This is a genomic window from Endozoicomonas sp. ALB091 (assembly GCF_049310265.1).
GTDB lineage: Bacteria > Pseudomonadota > Gammaproteobacteria > Pseudomonadales > Endozoicomonadaceae > Endozoicomonas.
Genome location: NZ_JBLYNQ010000017.1, coordinates 77,823 through 98,187, shown reverse-complemented (window position 1 = coordinate 98,187; position 20,365 = coordinate 77,823). Strand labels below are relative to the sequence as shown.

The following is a 20,365-nucleotide window of genomic DNA, read 5'->3' as shown; positions in this document are numbered from 1 at the left end:
CGTTAGCGAATTTTCAACGATGCCAGTCCAATCAGAACCAGCACAATAGTAATAATCCAGAAGCGCACGATGACCCGGGGTTCAGGCCACCCTTTCAACTCAAAGTGGTGGTGCAGCGGTGCCATGCGAAATATACGACGACCGGTTAACTTGTAGGAGCCCACCTGCAAAATGACAGAGACCGTCTCCATAACAAAAACACCGCCCATAATAATCAGCACGATTTCCTGGCGGACGATAACCGCAACAACCCCGAGGGCAGCACCCAGCGCAAGAGCACCCACATCGCCCATAAAGACCTGGGCCGGGTAGGTGTTAAACCAGAGAAAACCAAGGCCTGCCCCGGCGATGGCAGCACAAAATACCATCAGCTCTCCGGCTCCCGGCACCGCAGGAATCAGCAGGTACTGGGCAAAGGTTGCATGTCCACTCAGATAGGCAAATACCGCCAGGGCTGAAGCCACCATCACAGTGGGCAAAATAGCCAGACCATCCAGGCCATCCGTCAGGTTGACGGCATTACTGGAACCGACAATGGTCAGGTAGGCCAGCACCACAAAAAATGGCCCCAGCTGCAACGTGGCATTTTTGAAAAAGGGAATAATCAGGGTTGTTTCTGTCGCGGATGGCGCGGTAAAAAACAGGAAAAAAGCGGCACCCAGGCCAGCAACCGATTGCCAGAACATCTTCCATCGAGCGGGCAGACCACGGGAGTTCTTTTCAACCACTTTGCGGTAATCATCCACCCAGCCAACCGCACCGAAAATACCGGTAACAAACAGCACAACCCAGACGTAGCGGTTACTCAGATCGGCCCATAGCAAGGTGCTGATGGCAATGCAGATAAGAATCAGGGCACCACCCATGGTCGGGGTGCCAGCCTTGCTTAAATGGCTTTGCGGACCATCATCACGGACCGCCTGGCCAATCTGGTAAAAACTCAGTTTGCGAATAAAGTGAGGCCCAAGCCATAAGCTCATGGCCAGAGCCGTGAGGACCCCGAAAATACCTCGCAACGTGAGGTACTTGAACACCAGAAATCCATGGTAATACTGGGCTAAATAATCTGCCAGCCAGACCAGCATCAGGCATCTCCCTTGTAATCAGACCCAATCAGAGCCTGGATAATGTCCAACATCTTCATCCCTTTTGATCCTTTCACCATGACAGCCATACTGTCGCTGTTAGTAATGCTCTGAAGCTGTGCTTTCAGAAAGGCAATCAACTCGTTTTTATCGTCGAAGTGCTGTCCGCTGCCAAAGGCTTCACTGGCCAGGCGTGCAGAAGGCCCGAAACTCAAAAACTGCTGAATACCCAGTTCTTGCGCATAGCGGCCAATGTCCCTATGACGTTCATCGGATATCTCACCCAGGTCCAGCATGTCACCCAGAACCATAATGGTCCGGCCGCCACAGTCCGCCAGCTGCTCCAGTGCCGCCAGCGTCGCTTTCGGGTTGGCATTGTAAGTTTCATCAATCAGGACTGCACCGGACGAATGAACAAAGCGTTGTCCACGCCGCTGATAAGGTCGGGCATTTTCCAGTCCACGGGCAATAATGTCCAGCGACAACCCACAGGCAAGTGCAACCGCCGCCGCGCAACAGGCATTGGTCACCTGGTAGCGCCCCCAGAAGGAAAGCTGCAGCGTTTGTTGCTCTGGCTGCTGCCCCTTTCGGCGGATATGCAGCGTAAATCGGGTGCCTTCCTGATTGGGCGTGATATCACTGGCAAAACAGTTCGCCTCAGGACTCTGGGCACTGAAACTGATAATGTGTCGACCCGGCTTTTGCAGAACCCGGTCACACCACTGACCGTAGAACCGGTCATCCATATTCAGAACAGCTGTACCATCATCCGGCAGAGCATCCAGAATAAACCCTTTTTCCCAGGCAACCCCTTCAACACTCTTCAAATCCGCCAGATGGGTTTCAGCGGCATTGACGATCACGGATACGTCAGGGCTGCCCATATTGGCAATGTATTCAATTTCGCCGGGAGCACTGGTACCCATCTCAACCACGGCAAACTGATGGGCTTCGTTGATTCTTAACAACGTTAAGGGTGTGCCCAGCGCATTATTGAGGTTGCCCTGCGTTGCCAGCGTTGGGCCAGCTTCGGAGAACATGGCCAGCAACATCTCTTTAACCGATGTTTTGCCGCAGGAGCCGGTAACACCGACCAGACACCCGGAAAAGTGATTGCGATTGGCAGCACCCAACAGCCCAAGCGCCTGTTCACAATTGGTTACCACAATCTGTGGCAAGGCAGCACCAGAGACATAGTGCTCTGTCAGGGCAGCAACAGCGCCTGCCGCCTGTGCTTGGCCCAGATAATCGTGACCATCAAAGCGGGGACCTTTGATAGCAATAAAAAGATCACCCGGTTGCAATGTTCGGGTATCAATACTGACACCGGTAACTGACAGCTCATCATTTGGCAGATCATGTAACTGACCGTTAACAATCCCGGCAACTTCGGCAAGGCGCATCGATTCAATCATGCCTGCACATCCTCTTGAACATTTTGCAACCGAGCGCCTGTGCATTGCGATTGCAATACCCGCTGCACCTGTTCTGCATCATCGAAGTGATGTCGAACACCATCAATTTCCTGATAGGTTTCATGCCCCTTGCCCGCGATCACGATAATGTCACCGGCACTGGCGGAAGTAATTGTGGAACGGATGGCTTCAGAGCGATCAGCAATCACCTGAATGCGCTGACGGTCATTCTCTGTAATACCGTCCAGCGCATCAGTGATGATCTGGCGGGGATCTTCAGTTCTGGGATTATCACTGGTCAGCACTGCTTTATCCGCACCGTTCAAAGCGGCGAACGTCATCAGAGGTCGCTTACCTCTGTCCCGGTCACCACCACACCCATATATACAGACAATTTTCCCGGCTTCTTGTTCGCAATCTTTTTCGGAAGGGGTCATTCTCTTTATTTGCGCACGGTGCTCACGCAATGAAGAAAGCACACTGTCAATGGCATCCGGCGTATGGGCATAATCAACCAGCACCAGCGGCTGAGTGCCACCACCAAACTGCTGCATCCTGCCGGGAGGGGCAGAAATCGCCGGAATAGCCGCCAGAATGCGATCAAGTGCATACCCCTGAACACCCAACGCAGCAATAACCGCCAACAGATTTTCCAGGTTAAAACGTCCCAGTAATGAAGTCGCCAATGTACCCACACACCAGGGCGTATGAAGGGTTGCCCTGAAACCTTGCGGTAACGTTTCAATGTTACTGAGATACACATCTGCCGAAGCATCTTCCAGGGACCAGGTGGTGATATTGGCATTCTGTGGGCAGGAGGAAAGCATCAGCGGTGCAAACTCATCGTCCTTGCCAATAACCGCATACCGGTATGTACACTCGGAAAACAGCCGGGCCTTGGCCGCTGCGTAGTTCTCCAGGGAACCGTGATAATCCAGATGATCACGACTGATATGGGTAAACAGCGCCACCTCAAAAGAGACCCCGGACACCCGTCCCTGATCAAGCCCGTGGGAGGACACCTCCATAGCCAGCGCCTCTACGCCATCCGCTACCAGTTGCCCCAGGTACTGCTGCAGGGAAATCACATCACTGGTGGTATTTAAGGAAGCCTCCATCTGCCCCGGCAACCCGCGCCCCACGGTGCCCATTAATGCACAGGGCTTGCCCAGCTGCCCGAGGATTTCAGAGATAAACCAGCAACAGGAGGTTTTGCCATTGGTGCCGGTAACACCAATAACGCTCAACTGTTCAGAAGGTTGCCGATAAAAACGATCAGCCAGGGACCCAACCTTGCCACTGAGGCCCGGAACAAAAAAAACGGACTCATTGCCTGCCGCAGCAGACAGATCAAACCCTTCGCTATCATCCACCAGCACCGCTGCGGCACCTTTCTCCAGGGCATCAGCAATGTAGTTGCGGCCATCGGACTGAATACCGGGAATCGCAATAAACAACTCACCCCCGGTAATCTTGCGACTATCGAGGGTCATATGATTCAGCTTCCTGTCTACCGCTACCACCGGTAGCTGCAGTTCGGCAAGCACGCCATTGAGAGTATTCTCTTGCTCAGCTGTCATTGCTTTTCGCTTTAACCTTCTTCCAATGGTGTAGAAATTTGCTCATCCCGATCATGGGGATTAAATGCCATACGCCGATCTGCCCCCGGATTACCCAACTCACCAGGCTCAACCCCCAGCATTCGCAGCGCCCCGGCTGCCACCTTGGAGAATACCGGCGCGGCAATCAGGCCACCGTAATAGTTCTTGCCAGAGGGATCATCAATAATGACCACCATGGCAAACCGTGGATTATCAATAGGTGCCAAACCGGCAAACATACCTATGTAGCGATCCTTGATATAACCGTTTGGCCCCACCTTTCTGGCCGTTCCGGTTTTCCCGCCAACCTCAAAGGCATCGATCATCGCCCGGCCACCGGTTCCGCCATGAACCACCTCACGAAGCATTTTCCTCAGATCATCCGCCACCTGCTGATCCATTACCCGAACACCGTCGGGCACCACATCTCTCTTGATCAGCGAGACAGGGCGCATCATGCCACCGGAGCCAAGTACGGTATAGGCCTGAGCCAGTTGCAACGGTGTCACGGTCAAACCGTAGCCAAAGGATAAGGTGGCAATCTCGATATCACTCCAGCGATCCCGATAGGGCAAATAGCCCGGATTTTCTCCGGGAAAACCGGTGCCGGTGCTTTGACCAAGGCCAACCCTCTGCAGCAAATCCAGCATCTTATCCGGACCAATGGCCAGCACCATTTTTGACACCCCGACGTTACTGGACTGTCTCAGCACAGTGGTCACATCAATAGCACCGTGATTCCGGTTATCCTTTACCTGATCCCTGCCAAGTCGCAGGTAACCGGGTGCGGTATTAATCACTGAGTCTTTGTGAAACTGACCAGACTCCAGGGCAGCCGCTACCGCAAAAGGTTTCATTGTTGACCCCGGCTCGACCATATCGGTCACCACCCGGTTGCGCATCTTATGGGCCTGCATATCCGCCCGGTTATTCGGGTTGTAGGCAGGCTGATTGACCATTGCCAGCACTTCCCCGGTCTTGACATCCAGCATGATCAAAGAACCCGCCTTGGCCTTGTGCTGCTCAACCGCCTTTTTCAACTCCCGGTAGGCCATATACTGAAGCCTCAGATCAATACTGAGCATCAGTTCCTTGCCGGGGCTGGCACTTTTCATCAGCTCAGCCTGTCGGGCAAGCTGGCCTTTGCGGTCTTTCAGCACCCTTCGCTGACCTGGCTCACCGGACAGCCAATCATTGTAGGCCAACTCCAGACCTTCCTGACCAGACTCATCGATATTGGTAAAACCCACCAGATGGGCGGTCACCTCGGCAGCCGGGTAGTAGCGCCGGTGCTCATTGATCGCCCGGACACCCGGCACTCTCAAGGCCATGACCGTTGCCCCCTTCTCCGGTGTCAGCTGCCGTTTTAGGTAGATAAAATCCCGGGTTTTGGCCGCCTGCACACGATCCGATAGCCACTTATGGGAAACGCCCAACGCCTTTGCCAGGTCCTGCCAGCGGTCACTGGCCTGATACAGTACTTCAGGGTCAGCCCAGATCGTGACAACCGGCGTGCTGACCGCCAGCGGGTCACCATTGCGGTCAAAAATTACGCCTCTGTGCGCAGCCACTGACTCATAGCGAACAGAACGCTTATCACCTTCATTTTGCAGAAAGTGCCGATCCAGCAATTGCAAATCGACAATTCGGTAACCAATGGCCAGCCCTGCCACCAGCAGGACCGACTGCAGCATTTTCAGCCGCCACTTCCGGGTCAGGCTATTCACCATACGGCCAATCCAGACAGTCCCCTTGCCAGCCTTGCTCTCGGCCGCTGACCGGTTTCGCGGTGATACTTTCTGTCCCTGAGTTCGCCCCTGAGTCATGGCAGAACCATCTCTATCTGGCTGCTCTTTGGCACATCCATGTCCAGTTTCTCCCTGGCAACCTGTTCAATTTTTCCCGGTGATGTCAGTGTGCTGTGTTCCAGCAACAACTTACCCCACTCAACCTGTGCACTGTTCCGGTTCTCAAGCTCCTGCTGAATCCGGTTATTCAGAAGACGGTTCTCGTAGGAAACGTAACCCACAGACAATCCCGACAATATCACCAGTAACAACAGCAAAAGCGCAGCACCATAAGATCGAAGAAGATGCAGACACGCCAGAAGACCACTATCCATCATCAGGCCCATGATCAAACCAGCTTTTCTGCCACACGCATAACTGCACTTCGTGCCCGGGGATTTTCCTGCACTTCCTGCCGGGAAGGTTTGATCGCCTTGCCCAGACTTTTCATCCGCCGATTCAACTGATCTTCTGTCACCGGCAGCCAGCTTGGCAGCTCATCCCCCTTTTGATGCTTGCGGATAAAGCGTTTGACAATCCTGTCTTCCAATGAGTGAAAGCTGATAACCACCAGTCGGCCACCGGGCTTCAATTTTTCCAGAGCCCGATCCAGACAAAGCACCAGATCCTCCAGCTCCCGGTTGATATGGATTCTGATCGCCTGAAACGCACGGGTCGCCGGGTGCTTACCCTTCTCCCTGGTGGGGCAGGCCGCTGCAATAATATCGGCAAGCCGTCGTGTGGTCAGAATCGGTTCAATATCCCTTTCCCTGACAATGGCCCTGGCCATCCTGCGGGAAAAACGGTCTTCGCCATATTCCCAGATTACCCGGCTGATCTCCTGTTCTTCTGCCCGCGCCAGCCAGCCAGCGGCAGTCTCGCCATCCTGGTGATTCATCCGCATATCCAGAGGTCCCTCCTGCATAAAGCTGAAACCTCTTTCCGGATCATCCAGCTGGGGCGAAGAAACCCCAAGATCCAGCAAAATCCCATCCACCAACTGGTCACTGTGCACGGAATCCACATCGGTAAAAGAACCGTGATGAATTGCAAAGCGTGGGTCCTCACTGGCCAGCTGGACACCGGTGGCAATGGCCAATGGATCTTTATCAATACCCACCAGCCGTCCCTGCTCTGACAGGGTGTTCAAAATCAAACGACTGTGCCCGCCTCGGCCAAAAGTACCGTCGACATAGATTCCGGCTGGATCCGTCAGCAACGCATCGACAGCCTCATTCAGCAGCACTGTTTTATGCACATGGTCAGCCACCTCATTTTGGGTCGCTACCATTTCCTTGCCACCTTTGCTGACATCTGCCTGACTACCAACACGATTTAACGATTTCATAAACTTTTCACAAAGCTTTCTTAACTCAAAAACAGCAAAAAAAGTGATTTACAAAGAGAGCGACTGCAATTCCATCGGAATCTCTTCTGATTCACTGGCTTCTTTCAGGTATTGGTCGCGGCGCTCATTCCAGCAACGCTCATCCCAAAGCTCGAATTTCTTGCCCTGACCCAGCAAAATACTGCGCTTTTCAAGACCTGCGTAGTCACGCAACAGTGGAGGGATAAGAATACGCCCATTGCCGTCCAGCTCTACATCGGTGGCGTGCCCAATCAAGAGCCTCTGAATCCGGCGGGTCATTGGATGAAAACTGGGAAGTGCTTCAATTTTCTGCTGAATAAGCTCCCACTCATCCAATGGATAAATCAGCAAGCAAGGTTCGTCGGTGTCAATCGTTGCCACCAGGGCACCACCGCAGCGATCCCGCAACACCTGCCGATAACGGGCTGGTATGGCAAGACGCCCTTTGGCATCCAGATTAATGGCATTTACACCGCGAAACACATTACCTTCTCCCTGGTCCCCGAACCCCTGAAAACCTTAAAGTGACCATCAATTATAAAAAGCACTAATGAGAGCCAACTCCATTCGACCACCCATTTCGCTCCACCTGTTTCGTTCCACCAATTGGCCCCGCCAATTCGCCCCACAATAATCCACTTTACACCACTAAAGCACACTATAGGAATCTGAAAAACCCACGTCAAGCAGGGGTTCTACCTCTTCCCCGTCATTATTGGACAACCCAATAAAAGAACAGTTTGAAAAATGAATAGCGAAAGCCTTTAAACAAAGGGCAAAACAGAATCTATGGAGGAATTAAAGAACTATGGTTCTATTTTTTTAAAGGCAGCAACAGCGGGTACAAAACACTTTTATTGCGATAAAGACTTTGGATTTAAAGACAGTGAGACAAAGACAGAATCGCGTCGGGGGCAACAGACACCCTGGAAACGATCAGGAAAAGCAAACTTGAAGCGGAAAAAAGAGTCGCGAGCCGGCCTGTAAGCCGGGTTCTGTCCAGCCTGCCAAAGCAGGCCTGGGCAGTCATTCATCTGGGATGTCTGTCACCAGACACCTCAAGCAACCTACCCGAATCCAGTGCGGGTCACACCTATAGGATTCCTATTTGGTCTTGCTCCAGGCGGGGTTTACCGTGCCATGGACTGTTACCAGCCATGCGGTGCGCTCTTACCGCACCCTTTCACCCTTACCGGCCAACTTCTTTACAACAAGCGTTGAAAAGAACACTGGCTTAGGCGGTCTACTCTCTGCTGCACTTTCCGTAGGCTTTCGCCCCCCAGGCATTACCTGGCACCCTACCCTCTGGAGCCCGGACTTTCCTCCCTTCACTCTGATCAAACAACCAGAATAAACAGCGACTGCCCGGCCAGCTCGCGGCGGCGAATATTACTTGTGAAATCATCAATAATCAACCGTAATAACAATCTACTCGGTTTCCGGGTTGGCAAAAACCGTTATCCATATACCCTCTTCCGGCGAAACCACCTTTAGGAGTTGTCCCGGAATAAACTTCATCATTTTACTTAGTCTGGTAAAAAGCCGCCGCCCGTTTCCCGCTGCCCGCAAAAGCACAAGTGGTTGCGGCTTTTCGGGCAGCGGGAAACGGGCAGCAAACCGGTGTCGGGTCTTGAATTTTAACGACAATCGTCTTGTTAGAATTCTATTTACTATGAAACTCTCTCTGCTCATTTTTGTCCAAGTCAAGGAATTGGGTCGTGGCGTTCGGTAAAGCAATGATCAGTGTCAGGGAAAGTGCGTCAGATTTATCTTTTAATTGTTCTCTCTGTGAAAGTAGCGACGATCGTATCGGACAACAGGGTGGGCGACTGGTCAAAACTTCTTGCCCGTCATCACACGTTTTCCATCTGGAATGCATCACCAAATGGCTTGACAGTGAACAGCAGGCCGAAAAAAGTCTTAACCTGCGCGAATGCAATCAATGCAAGCAACCGTTACTGCCATTGATTCCTCTGGGTGGGAGTCACGTCCTTGACGAGGAATCACCTTATTGTGAATCCCTGATGCTTCATGCCTGCCGTACCGGTAATCTGACAACGCTGAACTGGCTGCTGGCCGAAGACGAGACTCTGGCAAATCGGACTTATCGTTCGGCGCTCACTGGTCAACCTGAGTCCCCGTTAGCTGTCGCCATCCAATACTGCCACCATGATTGCGTCCGGGCCCTGGTCGAAAGCGGTGCTGTTGTCAACACTGACGATCACGATGATCAGACACCCCTGCACCTTGCGGCCCGGTCGGACCGCACCGATTGCTCGCAAATGCTGAACCGGGCCGGGGCGAATATTATTGAAGAAGATAAGGCTAACGATTGCTTCACGCCTCTCCACGGTGCTGCCTTCTATAACCGCACAGACACCGTCACGGTCAAGGTATGGTCGGACAGGGACCAGTCCCTTGACTTTGATGATCTCCACTTTGCTATCCGCAATGGCAACACAAAGATAGTCAAGATGTTGCTGGTCACTAACCCCTCTCTGGCCAAAGCCAAGAGTAACAATGGCAGAACGGCTCTCCACCTGGCTGCTCTTGAAGGCAACACTGAGGCCATCCAAATATTGCTGGCCACTGACCCCTCCCTGGCCAATGCCAAGAATAACTATGGCAACACGGCTCTCCACCTGGCTGCTCTTGAAGGCCACACAGAGGCCATCCAGGTATTGCTGGCCTTTGCCCCCTCCCTGGCCAACGCCAAGAATAACTATGGCAACACGGCTCTCCACTTGGCTGCTCATCAAGGCCACACAGAGGCCACCCGGGCATTGCTGGCCATTGCCCCCTACCTGGTTAAAGATAAAGACAACAAGGGCTGTACGGCTCACCACCTGGCCGCCCTTAATGGTCACACAGAGACCCTCCGGGTATTGCTGGCCATTCCCGGCATCAAAGTCAATGTGAAGACAAACCCTGACCAGACGGCTCTGGACCTGGCTACCCGGAAAGGTCACACCCCGTGCCAGGAACTCCTTATTGAAAATGGGGCCCATTAATCGTCCTGCTTTGTGCAGTGAGCAATAAAATAGCGGAACATAATTGATCAATGGCCGGTAGAGTCTGCCCCGGGTTCTGCGACTTTGGTCAGACTCTCAGTTTTTAACAAACAGAGGAAGATATTCAGGGACAATTCCCGGGAACAGCAGCTACTCCCCCTTCTTCATGTCCAAACCCAATTCATAGAGGTCTTTCTTTCTCAACCCGGTCAGATCAGCGACCACGGCAGCCGCTTTTTTAATGGGTAAATCCTGTAACAGACGTTGCAGCATTTTTGCAATGTCAGGGCTGATTTCAGAATCTTCTTCCTCCTTAAAGCCCTCGATCAGCACCACAAACTCGCCACGCTGCTGATTGGCATCGGATTGCAAAACGGCCTGAATCTCCGACACCGTCCCGGTCATCACGGTTTCAAAGGTTTTGGTGATTTCCCGGGCAAGAGCAATGTACCGGTCACCACCGAGCACCGTTGCCAGATCTTCCAGAAGTTCCATAATCCGGTGTGGCGACTCATAAACCCCCCAGGTACTGGCAAAAGCCGCCAACGATTCTATTCGCTTGCGACGCCCCGCCCCTTTTGCGGGCAGAAAACCTTCAAAATAAAAACGATCCGTGGGCAAACCACTGACTGACAGCGCGGCGATAAATGCGCAGGCCCCGGGAATGGGAACCACCCGAAACCCGGCCTCTCTCACCGACCGGACCAGATAAAAGCCCGGGTCAGAAATTAACGGCGTACCGGCATCACTGATCAGGGCAATGGTCTCCCCCGCCTGCATACGTCGCACAATCATCCCTGCCTGATGTCGTTCATTGTGGTCATGGCAGGGAATCAGCGGAGTATCAATACCAAAGTGATTCATCAAACGCTTACTGTGCCGGGTATCCTCTGCGGCAATAACGTCAACCTGACGAAGCACCTCTATGGCTCTGGGCGTCATATCACCCAGATTACCCATTGGCGTAGAAACTATATAAAGAAGCGGGTCAGACATGACAAAAAAAAACCGATATGAATTTTCAGGCAATAGCTTACCATTTTGACCACTTCACATCCGAAAAAAATCCAGACAGGATCAAAACCCTGACTGCCATTGTGGCAGAAGACTTTAGCCCCAGCGACGAACATGAACACCCGCAATAAGTCACCAGACGCCATTGTGAACTCACGACCCCAGGTAAGTGTACTGAACTTTTTTTTAATCAATAGGTCAATGAGTGGTGAATGCTTTTTTCCACACAATGTGTTTTTCCTGCAATTACAGAGATAATCTATGATCACGGGCACTTCTACTTTCACCTGTTTAAATACTGATGCTCCCCCCACTTACCAGGAAGCCATCGATGACAGTCTTTATTCCATTGAACAGCTGGCAAGAAAATTTATTGTCAACGCCGAAGCAATCCGTAAATCCAACCAGGGGGACATTAACCAATGCAAAAAATCACTGTTTGCCAGAATGATCAAGCAATTAAATGAGCGCATCCCCAGACCTTTTATACTCCCGACTGAACTGAGCGCACTAACCAACCCAAAGAATTTTAGCCATTGCGATTGGAAAAAGTGGCAAGACAACGTCGACCAGAAGGATTTTGATAAGGGATATGGTGCCATCGAGGAAATAGGAGACAAGATCGGATCGGAGGACACAGAAAAACTTCTGTTTGCATTTTTACCAACATTGGACCCGGAGTATTATGACTTTTTTTCCATAACTTCTATTTTAAATAAAGAGAAGCCTTTTCAGCAGTTGGCCGGGCTGATGCGAGGCCGATGTATACCCGCAAAAGACTTTATTACGAAAGCCATCTCAATGGGACTCGTGGACGAAGAACTGGTTAACAAGATATACGCCCGGGGTTCTGAGGATCAAGCCAGTTCAGTAAACGACGAAACACCCGATAGCCAGCTGCCGGATTACAATACTGCATGCAACCAACTTGAGGTCGTCTCAGCCTGTGATCTGGCTGGAGAATTCATAACAACCGCTATTACCAGCGGGAGAGATACTGATGCCGATAAAATTGAACTAATGCATCAGTTTACTTCCATTCTGAATGAAACCCACAGGTGTGGTGTCAGTGTCATAGGCATTAATCCGGGGCAGTTCGGCAAGAATCCGACCAAAGTGATTAAGTCAGATTGGTCAAGCTGGCAAAAGGCCGTTTATAAAGAAATTAAAAAAAACAATACCTGGATACCAAAGAATGAAAAAATTATTGAAAAGGTTAAAAATAAATTATTAAACAGTAACCTCGACCCTGACATTCTGTACACTGCTTTCATGTCAAACCCGGACATCCTTGATTTGAACTTCAAACTTGAAAAAAAAGCACCCCACAGTGATGAGTTGCTTGATTCATCGTTCATGTACTGTGAATGCACCTGTCAACCAATAACTAAAATCATCACTGGTTTGATTAAGTCAGGCTGTTTAACTCAAAAAACCATTAATAAGATTTATTCACTGGGCATCAAGTCTTAAAAATTCAGATTACCAAGGCTGAACAAGATGAGCACTTCAGTTTAATTAAAAAACTACTGACGTGCATCACTCTCAGTTGCCCAATATCGCTGAGCAGCCTGGTTTTACTATACGACAGAAAATATTCCGCTTCTGGATTTGATCCTCTCAATGATTCCAGCCTTGGCTGGAGCTGGAAACTTTGATAGCCGGGTTATTTGTTCGTTTTTTGAGCTGCTGGGCCAAACTGACTGCTCCCCGCCCTATCGGGTGAGGCTTCTGACTTCTTAGGCAGCAACCGACAGTACGTCGGATTTACGCAAGCCTCCATCAGCAGAAACGGACAGTCCTTCCGCCTTCAATTTCAACATGCCTTGCTTCTTAATGTTGCGAGCTGCATTGATGTCTCGATCATGGGTAGCTCCACAAGAACACTCCCATGACCGGATATTCAATGGTATTTTTTCCTGCTTCAAATCGCAGACAGAGCAAGTTTTAGAGGATGCAAACCACTGGTCTATCTTCACCAGATGCTTGCCTTCCTGTTTTGCTTTGTATTCGAGTTTGGTTATCAGGGAATGCCAGCCAGCATCAGCAATAGAACGAGCAAGGCGCTTGTTCTTGAGCATGTTTTTAACCTTCAGTGTCTCTACAATCACCGCTTGGTTTTCGTCGATGAGTTTCTTTGACAGCTTGTGCTGAAAGTCGTTACGGGCATTGGCTACACGCTCATGCGCCTTTGCCACCAGTAAGCGGGCTTTGTGTCTGCCTTTTGAGCCTTTCTTGCAGCGAGACAAAGCCCGTTGTTTCCTTTTCAGGTTACGCTGTGCTTTCTTCAGAAAGCGTGGGTTTCCTGTCTTATGACCGGTACTGGTGATAGCCAGATCAGTAATACCCATATCCACGCCGACAACCTGACTACCTTCAAGATTATCAATCGGCTTTAGTTGTTCCTGAGCATCATTAGCCAATATGGAAGCAAAATACTTGCCGGTTGGTGTTCTACTCAGAGTAATAGACTTCACCTTGCCTACTATTTCTCGATGCACTTTAGCCTTGATGGGCTTGCACTTCGGCACTTTGACCCAGTTATCACCGACAGCAACAGACATACAATGGTAGCTGCTTTGCTTGCCATGCTTTTTCTTGAAACGTGGAAACCTTGCTTGCAGTTTGGGATTGAAAAAGTTTTGAAAGGCGTTATCCAGATTGATAGTGGCCTGTTGTAGCGCAATAGAATCAGAATTTTTCAGCCATGCGTATTTTCTGCTTTTCTTGGCTTTTGCCAGTAAAGGCTTCAGATGTTTTTTGGGTGAGAGACTTTGCCCACGAATCTTGTAGCAATGAACCTTGATAGCCAGAGCCTTGTTCCATACGAACCGTACAGCATCAAACTGACGGTCTATAAATTCCGCCTGTTCTGCTGTTGGGTAGATTCGTACTTTGGTAGCTCGCAACATGTTATGTTATTTCAGTGCTCAATAATATAAACTGTATATTACATACGTTTTACCGAGATTTTCAAGTGAGTGTACATAATAAAGATTTACTCAAAGGCTACCTTCGCAAACGACATAGCGTTACCAAACTGGTTGTTCATTTGGTGTTCACGACAAAGTACAGACGGAAACTATTTGACGGTTATATGATCCAGCAGTTACGGGAATCGTTCGAGAATGCGTGTGAAAAACTGGAATGCCAGTTACTTGAAATGGATGGGGAAAAAGATCACGTACACCTGTTGGTGGCCTATCCGCCCAAGCTGGCTATCAGTGTCATGGTGAATAATCTCAAGTCAACCTCATCAAGACGGTTGCGAATACTGAATACGCACCTTACAGCTCAGAGTAAATCAGGATTAATGTGGTCAAGATCTTATTTTGCTTGCAGTGCTGGCGGTGCAACGATTGAGACTCTGAAGGACTATGTTAATAGCCAGAATACACCAGATTGATGGCGGAAGGCTCTACACCTTCCCGTCTTATAGCCCAGGGTGGTCGCATCAGATGCACCATAGTTCATATTTTTGCTCTACTCATGACTGCCAACATTGCAGATCGAATATTCTCAGACAATCCAGCGCGTATTTTAGGCAGGATTGATGAAAAGAAACCAAAATATGGAAAATTGACACAAAAGGCCACCGGCCTCACACGAAGCTTGTACCTTGTGCTGCTTCTGCAGCCTGAATTTAAACTCGCTGTTTAGTCAGGATAAAACTTCTCAAGTACCAGCTCGGTTCGATAGTCCTGATCTAACCCTGCCAGTTCAATCCGGCCTGACATACTCTCTTTCTCAAACCGGCTACTTTGTTTGTGTACATTAAAACACCACCGCCTTACAGTCGCAACGTTCTTTGCCGCTGTTCGCTCATGGATTTTAGAGGCATCTTCTTGAAAGCTGACATCCAGTGACAAGTGTTGTCCATTTTCTATACTCCAATGATTGCGTACTGCTGCCAGCACACTGGAGGCTGTCATCTCTCGGCTCTCTATATAAAAATGCAATTCAGTTGTTTGTTTTTTACCAACCAATCTGTCTCTCTGGATAACCGAAAACTGCTTAAGGCCAGGCCACTCATGCTTGGGGTCTATATCCTCAATGTCGTTAAAAACCCAACAACGCCGGTGTTCTTGACGCCCCCGATTTTTCTCCATCGATTCTGCAAAGGCTGGTTCGTCATCAGCAGGTTCCGGATCATCCGGGTGTTCTTCAATGTACTTTGAAAAATATGCTTCGATATTACTGCTCAGAGTCGGCTGATTGTCCTTGGCGCAGAGCAGGTAATCAGCTTTTTTATCAATGATTTTTTTGCAAATATTTTTCTGACACCCCATGGCATCACTGGTAATCAAGGCTCCTTCGAGAAAAAGCACATCGATAACTTCGGGAATGGCAGTAATCTCATTGGACTTCTTATCAACGGGGGTAAAACCTAATATAAGCTTAAGTTCTGAACTGTAAGCACTGACCATATGGACCAACTTCTTGCCTTTAGCTGGACGTGAGCCACGCAGAGCCTTGCCGTCAATAGCTATGACATTGTCGTTTTTTTCTGGATGAGGCCCCATTTTACGAGCATTTATCTCAGATATTGTGTCGCTTACCCAATCGATAAATAACTGCGTAAAAGCTTCTGGGTCAAGCAGCTTGCATACTGTTGCAATAGTGTGATGGGTAGGGAAGCCAAATTTATAAGGAAAAAACTGACGAAACCAGCGTCGGTTGTATTTAGCGAACCGCTCCATGCCTTGCCATGTGGTGTAACCACTCAAAATACTGACATAAACGATAAATAAGACTTCTGGAAGAGGGTATGTAACGTGTATATCGCTACGAGGCTCAGTTAGCGATTGAATCCTGACGACCATTGGTGTGTAGTTGGCCATTGTCGTACCTCTGGCTATACCGGAGGTATGTTAATAGTACATATGTGCACCTCATGCTACCGCCCTGTCTTATATCCCCGCCCGCATTGGGCGAGGGTTTACGACGATTTTGCTAAGCAGCATTCTGTTTTGGGTTGCTTCTGCCACAACTATATGAAACAGTACATCCCCCTTGCCCGTATTACTCCCCTTGGCTCAGCTCTTTCTTATCCAGCTCAAGGGCAACGTGCGCTTTTATATTATCTTTCCAGTCTTTTACCGGTCAGCAATGCAGACTGTATATAGACCATTTTCACATAACCAACGTTTTTTTCACGCTACCTGCCATACGATCACCAACCGGATCAAAACGGAAAAAAGAGACACTGCTTTAACGAGATTTAAAATTTGGAGTCTGATCACTATCATGAAAAAAATTGTATTACTTACATGTCTTTTATTTTCGTCATTGCTACGCGCAAATGAATTCGATCCCGGTCAGTACAGCGTTGCACCACTGTTGCCCGAAAAGTTGGTTGTGGTCCGTAGCCAGGTGTCCGGTGTTGTCGATGCCTACAACTTTGAAAATGGGGATCCGGTCAAAAAGGGCAACGCTCTGTTAGCCATCTCCGCCAGGGATTACACGCTCAATCTCAATCTGGCCAGATATGAGCTGGATGTGAGCAAAAGTGAGCTGGCAACCCAGCAGAAACAGTTGGCACGCTTTCAGTCCCTGTACAAGACCAAAGGTATCTCCGCCAGTGATCTGGATAACCAGACACGGTTGACCAATATCAGCCAGGCACAGCGTAATGCCAACAATGTCCGATACGACATTGCCCGGGAAACCCTCAACAAGTCTGCTCCCAAGGCACCGTTTTCCGGTGTGATTGTTGAGCGTACTGTCGAGCTTGGGCAGTTTATCTCTGTCGGTGATCCTCTCTATACCATCGTTGATACCCAGCAGCTCAAAGCACGCTTTCATCTTCTGGAAGCGGACTTTGCTCGCCTGAAAAAAGGCGACCAGCTGAAGGTGGTTGTGCCATCCATCGGGCAGTCATTGACCGGTCATGTGACGGTACTCTCTCCTGCTATTCAGGCAGATGCCCCCGGATTTCTGGTGGAGGTCACCGTCAATAACCACGAAGGCAAACTGAGTGCTGGTATGGAGTCTCGTGTTTATCTGGAAGTCACAAGCCGTACATCCGTTGGGGAAGCACGATGAACACATTGCTGGAACTGTTATCACTGCGCAAGTTTGCTGCCAAGGCGCTGACCTTTCTGATCATCGCTACCGGGGTGTTTATCGCCATTGGCCTGCCGATGGCAGAAAAGCCCCGTTACGACATGATGAGCGGCAATATCACCACAAGTTATCCCGGTGCCACGGCACTGGATATCGAGAGCAATATCACCAGCAAGATCGAGAAAGAGTTACTGTCGATATCCAGCATCAAGGAATTTACCTCCACGTCTGAGAACGGTAGCTCCAGTATCCGGGTGACTCTGGAGAGCGATGTCTCCGATCCAAATGCGACCTATCAGGATATTCGTGATGCACTGACCAAGGTCTCTGGGCTGCCCGCCGGTGTCACCGATGGGCCAACCTTTTCTGCGACAAAGTCCTATAGCCTGGACTTTATGGTGGTCGGTATCGCCGGTTCCGATGCGGTGTCGTACAGTGAGTTGCGAAAGCAGGCCAGGGATCTGGAGCTAAAAATACGGCAAATTGAAGGTATCGGTGATATTCATACCACAGACCTTCGTGATCCCGAGTTTCTGATCGCCCTGGAACCCATATCCCTGAAGCGCTACGGTCTGACCGTCGATGAAGTGGCCGCACTGGTTGCCCAGCGTAATGCACTGATCAGCGGTGGTCGTCTGGATCAGCTGAAAAACAGCCCTGAGCTGATTACCGCTGCCGAGCTGAAAAGTGTCGAACAGTTGCGGGAGATGATGATCGGTTTTGCCCCTCGTCTGAAGCTCAAGGATGTGGCCGGAGATATTCGGGAGAGTTTTGCAAAGGGCGAGGTCTACGGTTCGATCAATGGCAACAAGAGTATTGTTTTCGACCTGCGCACCAATGAGAGTGGCGATGTACTGAGTACGGCTGAAAGCGTCCGCAATCTGCTGGCGAAAGAGCAGGAGCTGCTGGGCAAGAACTATACGCTGGGTGTCGGCTTTGATCTCTCTAACGAGATTCAGGAGAAAGCCTCGATTGTACAGAGTAATGGTCTGATTGGCCTCGGTCTGGTGCTGGTAACTCTGGCACTGTTCCTGAGAAAGCGGATCGCCCTGTGGGTGGCAATATCTATCCCGGTCTGTATTTTCGGTACCCTGGCAGTGTTGCCGGCCTTTGGTCAGATTCTCGATGTCTTTACCCTGTCTGCACTGATCCTGATTATCGGCATTATTGTCGATGACGCGGTCGTGGTCAGTGATCGTATAGTGGCACTGGTGGAAGAGGGCTACGAGCTGGAACGTGCCGTCACCGAGGGTATAAAAAGCGTGTTTCCGGCGGTGCTGGCCAGCGTGCTTTCCACCATGATTGCCTTTGTGCCGCTGCTGTTCCTGCCCGGTAACAGTGGCAAGATGATGTATGTGATTCCGCTCACCGTCATTATCGCTCTCTGTTTCTCGTTTATTGATGCACTGTTGTTTATCCCGGCACACCTGAAAGGCGTGTTCAAGCAGGGAGAGGTGATTGCCAAAAAAGGTTCCAGCCAGCTTAAGTGGCTGAATACCATCGTTGCCAGCCTGATTCGCAAGCGTGCTGTTTTCCTGCCGGTTATGGTGGCCACCATTATTGGTCTGGGGGTGGTTTCGTACCAGAGTCTGACCTATCTGTTCTTCCCGGTCGATGGTGCTTACCTTATCGAGATGGAAGGGGAGGCGGATACTGAACTTTCCCTGGATGAAGTCTGGAAAGAGACCCAGGCACTGGAAAAGATTATCAAGAATACCCCGGAAGTGGCGGCCTGGTACGGTCAGGTCGGAACACCGGTCAGCACCTGGGGTGTCTCCCTGATACCGGCCAACCAGCGCGATCGCAATGCCGAGCAGATCGTCGCCGACTGGGAGAAGCAGGCCGAGAGTATTACCGGCCTTGCCCAGATCGAGTTTGATGTCGATGGCGGTGGTCCGCCAGCTGGTCGTCCGGTAGACCTGCGGGTTGTCGGCGGCAGTGACGAAGGCCGGGAGAAGTTGGCCAATGACCTGGTGGCATTTTTGCAGGAGATACCCGGCAGTCATCGGGTACGGCGAGATCTCAATGCGCCATCACCACAGGCGCAGGCAGTGTTGCAGTACGACTGGCTCAACTATCACGGTATCAGCGCTACGCAGGTCGGAGATATTATCAAGTACGCTATTGATGGCCAGCGCGTGACGCGGGTCTTCAACGGTGAGGAAGAGGTTCACTTTCGTGTGGCGCTTGACGACAATGATCGACTGTTGGCCGAGCTGGATGACTTGCTGGTGCGCGGCAAGAATAACCAGCTGATACCATTGCGCGAGCTAGTACGCTGGGAATTTACCAATGCTCTGGCTGGTATCGACCATTACAACGGCAAGCGGGTAATTCGGGTTTCGGCGGGTCTGGATACCACCATAACCGATCCGGTGGCGGTCTTTGATCAGGTGCAGACCCGGTTCGCTACCGCTAACATGAGCACCGATTATCAGGGTGCGAGTATTATCGTTACCGGCCAGATTCTGGAAACTCTGGAGGCGGAGCGAGGATTTTCTGTTGCTATCGGTTTTGCCCTGTTTGGCATCCTGCTACTGCTGTTGCTGCTGTTTGACCGTGTCTTCGAAACATTGATCGTACTGTCTGTTATTCCTTTGGGTATCTGCGGTGCACTGTTTATCCTGTTCATCCATGGTCAGGTACTGAGCTTCTTCGCCATTATCGGTATGATCGCCCTGATCGGTATTATGGTAAACAACAGCCTGGTGCTGGTATGGCACCTGATGGAGACCGAGCAGGCATGCACCAGGGCGAATATGGTGGAGTTTGTCATCAAGGGCACCCAGAGCCGTGTACGTCCTATTTTGCTGACAACGGTGACCACTGTTGCCGGTCTGACCCCCCTGGCCTATGGCCTTGGTGGCTACGATAACTACATGTCGCCCATGGCGCTGGTCGTTGGCTGGGGCTGCGTGATCTCGATGATGGTAACATTGACTGTGATTCCTTCCCTCTACCTGCTGGTTAAACAGCGGCAGTTTGGTAAGGCCTGATCGTTGATCTTTATGCGGGGA

The 20,365-nt window shown here is 50.5% G+C and carries 16 protein-coding genes and 1 other RNA gene; 6 read left to right on the top strand and 11 right to left on the bottom strand.

Annotation, left to right across the window (positions count from 1 at the left end; genetic code table 11):
* Positions 1 to 2: 2 nt before the first annotated feature.
* The 8 genes from mraY to rnpB all read right to left on the bottom strand — a co-directional run bounded on the left by mraY (position 3) and on the right by rnpB (position 8,634).
* A complete protein-coding gene (mraY, locus tag ACO6UX_RS24365; protein ID WP_422450940.1) occupies positions 3 to 1,085 on the bottom strand; it encodes a phospho-N-acetylmuramoyl-pentapeptide-transferase in 1,083 nt (360 codons plus the stop codon).
* Positions 1,085 to 2,500, bottom strand: a complete 1,416-nt coding sequence (locus ACO6UX_RS24360) for a UDP-N-acetylmuramoyl-tripeptide--D-alanyl-D-alanine ligase (RefSeq protein ID WP_422450938.1) — start codon at positions 2,498 to 2,500, stop codon at positions 1,085 to 1,087. The genes mraY and ACO6UX_RS24360 overlap by 1 nt, the downstream gene beginning before the upstream one ends.
* On the bottom strand, positions 2,497 to 4,080 hold the full coding sequence (locus ACO6UX_RS24355; protein ID WP_422450937.1) for a UDP-N-acetylmuramoyl-L-alanyl-D-glutamate--2,6-diaminopimelate ligase: 1,584 nt from the start codon (positions 4,078 to 4,080) through the stop codon (positions 2,497 to 2,499). Before ACO6UX_RS24355 ends, ACO6UX_RS24360 begins: the two co-directional genes overlap by 4 nt.
* Positions 4,081 to 4,091: 11 nt before the next feature.
* On the bottom strand, positions 4,092 to 5,927 hold the full coding sequence (locus ACO6UX_RS24350; RefSeq protein ID WP_422450935.1) for a peptidoglycan D,D-transpeptidase FtsI family protein: 1,836 nt from the start codon (positions 5,925 to 5,927) through the stop codon (positions 4,092 to 4,094).
* Entirely contained in the window at positions 5,924 to 6,235 is a 312-nt protein-coding gene (gene ftsL, locus ACO6UX_RS24345) for a cell division protein FtsL (protein WP_101746671.1), read from the bottom strand. Before ftsL ends, ACO6UX_RS24350 begins: the two co-directional genes overlap by 4 nt.
* Positions 6,236 to 6,237: 2 nt before the next feature.
* Positions 6,238 to 7,179 (bottom strand): 16S rRNA (cytosine(1402)-N(4))-methyltransferase RsmH, encoded by a 942-nt coding sequence (gene rsmH / locus ACO6UX_RS24340; protein WP_422451123.1) that lies wholly within the window; start codon positions 7,177 to 7,179, stop codon positions 6,238 to 6,240.
* A gap of 105 nt (positions 7,180 to 7,284) precedes the next feature.
* Positions 7,285 to 7,740 carry a division/cell wall cluster transcriptional repressor MraZ gene (gene mraZ / locus ACO6UX_RS24335; RefSeq protein WP_101746672.1) on the bottom strand — a complete coding sequence of 152 codons (456 nt, stop codon included), beginning with the start codon at positions 7,738 to 7,740 and terminating at the stop codon, positions 7,285 to 7,287.
* A 485-nt stretch (positions 7,741 to 8,225) separates the two neighbouring features.
* Positions 8,226 to 8,634, bottom strand: an RNA gene (gene rnpB / locus ACO6UX_RS24330) — RNase P RNA component class A.
* A gap of 341 nt (positions 8,635 to 8,975) precedes the next feature.
* Here rnpB and ACO6UX_RS24325 point away from each other — a divergent pair.
* On the top strand, positions 8,976 to 10,268 hold the full coding sequence (locus tag ACO6UX_RS24325) for an ankyrin repeat domain-containing protein (RefSeq protein WP_422450934.1): 1,293 nt from the start codon (positions 8,976 to 8,978) through the stop codon (positions 10,266 to 10,268).
* Between the two features lie 150 nt (positions 10,269 to 10,418).
* Here ACO6UX_RS24325 and rsmI read toward each other — a convergent pair whose 3' ends face one another.
* Complete coding sequence (gene rsmI / locus ACO6UX_RS24320; RefSeq protein ID WP_422450933.1) at positions 10,419 to 11,264, bottom strand: 16S rRNA (cytidine(1402)-2'-O)-methyltransferase; 846 nt, start codon at positions 11,262 to 11,264, stop codon at positions 10,419 to 10,421.
* A gap of 465 nt (positions 11,265 to 11,729) precedes the next feature.
* On the opposite strand from rsmI, the gene ACO6UX_RS24315 reads away from it, so the two are divergent.
* The gene (locus ACO6UX_RS24315) at positions 11,730 to 12,755 is read left to right on the top strand and encodes a hypothetical protein (protein WP_422450931.1); all 1,026 of its coding nucleotides are present in this window, start codon (positions 11,730 to 11,732) and stop codon (positions 12,753 to 12,755) included.
* Positions 12,756 to 13,021: 266 nt separating this feature from the next.
* Here ACO6UX_RS24315 and ACO6UX_RS24310 read toward each other — a convergent pair whose 3' ends face one another.
* Positions 13,022 to 14,194, bottom strand: coding sequence for an RNA-guided endonuclease TnpB family protein (locus tag ACO6UX_RS24310; RefSeq protein ID WP_422450929.1), 1,173 nt, complete (start codon positions 14,192 to 14,194; stop codon positions 13,022 to 13,024).
* 65 nt (positions 14,195 to 14,259) lie between these two features.
* Between ACO6UX_RS24310 and tnpA the strand changes: the two genes are divergently transcribed.
* Positions 14,260 to 14,688 carry an IS200/IS605 family transposase gene (tnpA, locus tag ACO6UX_RS24305; RefSeq protein ID WP_422450927.1) on the top strand — a complete coding sequence of 143 codons (429 nt, stop codon included), beginning with the start codon at positions 14,260 to 14,262 and terminating at the stop codon, positions 14,686 to 14,688.
* Positions 14,688 to 14,942 carry a hypothetical protein gene (locus tag ACO6UX_RS24300; RefSeq protein ID WP_422450926.1) on the top strand — a complete coding sequence of 85 codons (255 nt, stop codon included), beginning with the start codon at positions 14,688 to 14,690 and terminating at the stop codon, positions 14,940 to 14,942. Before tnpA ends, ACO6UX_RS24300 begins: the two co-directional genes overlap by 1 nt.
* Here ACO6UX_RS24300 and ACO6UX_RS24295 read toward each other — a convergent pair.
* Positions 14,939 to 16,123: an ISAs1 family transposase gene (locus ACO6UX_RS24295; RefSeq protein WP_422445646.1), complete on the bottom strand. Its 1,185-nt coding sequence runs from the start codon at positions 16,121 to 16,123 to the stop codon at positions 14,939 to 14,941. The two genes, ACO6UX_RS24300 and ACO6UX_RS24295, sit on opposite strands and share 4 nt — an antisense overlap.
* A 448-nt stretch (positions 16,124 to 16,571) precedes the next feature.
* On the opposite strand from ACO6UX_RS24295, the gene ACO6UX_RS24290 reads away from it, so the two are divergent.
* On the top strand, positions 16,572 to 17,327 hold the full coding sequence (locus tag ACO6UX_RS24290; RefSeq protein ID WP_422450924.1) for an efflux RND transporter periplasmic adaptor subunit: 756 nt from the start codon (positions 16,572 to 16,574) through the stop codon (positions 17,325 to 17,327).
* Positions 17,324 to 20,344, top strand: coding sequence for an efflux RND transporter permease subunit (locus ACO6UX_RS24285; protein ID WP_422450922.1), 3,021 nt, complete (start codon positions 17,324 to 17,326; stop codon positions 20,342 to 20,344). The genes ACO6UX_RS24290 and ACO6UX_RS24285 overlap by 4 nt, the downstream gene beginning before the upstream one ends.
* Positions 20,345 to 20,365 lie beyond the last annotated feature (21 nt).

Coding starts and splice junctions, on each gene's coding strand:
- mraY (WP_422450940.1), bottom strand. CDS start 1,085: ATGCTGGTCTGGCTGGCAGATTATTTAGCCCAGTATTACCATGGATTT.
- ACO6UX_RS24360 (WP_422450938.1), bottom strand. CDS start 2,500: ATGATTGAATCGATGCGCCTTGCCGAAGTTGCCGGGATTGTTAACGGT.
- ACO6UX_RS24355 (WP_422450937.1), bottom strand. CDS start 4,080: ATGACAGCTGAGCAAGAGAATACTCTCAATGGCGTGCTTGCCGAACTG.
- ACO6UX_RS24350 (WP_422450935.1), bottom strand. CDS start 5,927: ATGACTCAGGGGCGAACTCAGGGACAGAAAGTATCACCGCGAAACCGG.
- ftsL (WP_101746671.1), bottom strand. CDS start 6,235: ATGGGCCTGATGATGGATAGTGGTCTTCTGGCGTGTCTGCATCTTCTT.
- rsmH (WP_422451123.1), bottom strand. CDS start 7,179: ATGGTAGCGACCCAAAATGAGGTGGCTGACCATGTGCATAAAACAGTG.
- rsmI (WP_422450933.1), bottom strand. CDS start 11,264: ATGTCTGACCCGCTTCTTTATATAGTTTCTACGCCAATGGGTAATCTG.
- ACO6UX_RS24315 (WP_422450931.1), top strand. CDS start 11,730: ATGATCAAGCAATTAAATGAGCGCATCCCCAGACCTTTTATACTCCCG.
- ACO6UX_RS24310 (WP_422450929.1), bottom strand. CDS start 14,194: ATGTTGCGAGCTACCAAAGTACGAATCTACCCAACAGCAGAACAGGCG.
- ACO6UX_RS24300 (WP_422450926.1), top strand. CDS start 14,688: ATGGCGGAAGGCTCTACACCTTCCCGTCTTATAGCCCAGGGTGGTCGC.
- ACO6UX_RS24295 (WP_422445646.1), bottom strand. CDS start 16,123: ATGGCCAACTACACACCAATGGTCGTCAGGATTCAATCGCTAACTGAG.
- ACO6UX_RS24285 (WP_422450922.1), top strand. CDS start 17,324: ATGAACACATTGCTGGAACTGTTATCACTGCGCAAGTTTGCTGCCAAG.